The organism is Streptomyces sp. NPDC012935, from assembly GCF_042900345.1.
In the GTDB taxonomy this organism is placed as follows: Bacteria; Actinomycetota; Actinomycetes; order Streptomycetales; family Streptomycetaceae; genus Streptomyces.
Genome location: NZ_JBIBBC010000096.1, coordinates 1 through 1,207 on the forward strand (window position 1 = coordinate 1; position 1,207 = coordinate 1,207).

Below are 1,207 nucleotides of genomic sequence, written 5' to 3' on the forward strand. Positions count from 1 at the left end.
CGTCGCCACCGCGCTCTGCGCGTTCGCGCCCACCGTCGAGGCGCTGATCGCCTGCCGGATCGCCCAGGGCCTCGCCGGGGCGGCGGGCATCGTCATCGCGCGGGCGGTCGTGCGCGACCTGCACGACGGCGTGGCCATGGCCCGCTTCTTCTCCACCCTCATGCTGATCTCCGGGGTCGCCCCGATCGTGGCGCCGCTCATCGGCGGGCAGATCCTGCGGGTGACGGACTGGCGGGGCGTGTTCGTCGTCCTGACCGTCGTCGGGGTGCTGCTGGGCGCCCTCGTCTTTCTCCGGCTCCCCGAGACCCTGCCCGAGCGGGACCGGCACGCCGGAGGCGTGGGCGAGACCCTGCACGCGATGCGCGGGCTGCTCGCCGACCGCCCCTTCACCGGGTACGCGCTCACCGGCGGCTTCGCCTTCGCCGCGCTCTTCGCCTACATCTCCGCCTCGCCCTTCGTGATCCAGGAGATATACGGCGCCTCGCCGCAGACGTTCAGCCTGCTGTTCGGGCTCAACTCGGTCGGCCTGGTGATCGTCGGCCAGATCAACGGCAAGGTGCTGGTGGGCCGGGTCAGCCTGGACCGGGTGCTCGGCATCGGCCTCGTGGTCGTCGTCCTCGCCGCCACCGCGCTGCTGCTGATGTCCCTGGGCGTCTTCGGCGAGACCGGGCTCGCCCCCGTGGCCGCCGCGCTGTTCGTCCTGATGTCCGCGATGGGTGTCACGATGCCCAACACCCAGGCGCTCGCGCTGCAGCGCACCAGGCGCGCCGCCGGCTCCGCCTCCGCGCTCCTCGGCACCTCCTCCTTCCTCATCGGCGCGATCGCCTCGCCCCTGGTGGGCGTCGCCGGGGAGGACACCGCCGTCCCGATGGCCGTCGTCCAACTGGCCGCGGGCCTGGTGGCGCTCGCCTGCTTCATGGGAATGTGCCGTCCCTGGAGGACACCACCAGGTCCGGCCGCACGGGACGGGGCCACCCCCGCCTCCGGCACGGCCGCGAGCACGGGGGAGGACAGCTGAGCGCGCCGAGACTGCGCGGGGACGCACCGGAGAAGGCCGGACTCGACCCCGAGGAGATCCGCCGGCTCGTCGGCGAGGTCCGCGACCTCAGCACCGGCCCGCGCCCCTGGGCCGCCGGGACGGTGCTGGTCGTCGGGCGGGGCCCCTATCTGGCCGTCGAGGAGGCGGCCGGCTGGGCGGTGCGGTACG

General features: G+C 74.2%; 1 protein-coding gene and 1 pseudogene. Both read left to right on the forward strand.

Annotation, left to right across the window (positions count from 1 at the left end; all coding sequences use genetic code 11):
• On the forward strand, positions 1–1,018 hold a 1,018-nt coding region (locus ACFY5C_RS41795), incomplete at its 5' end, for a multidrug effflux MFS transporter (RefSeq protein WP_389455322.1).
• A pseudogene (locus ACFY5C_RS41800) lies at positions 925–1,207 on the forward strand (hypothetical protein); the annotation flags it as partial. The gene ACFY5C_RS41795 and the pseudogene ACFY5C_RS41800, both read left to right, overlap by 94 nt.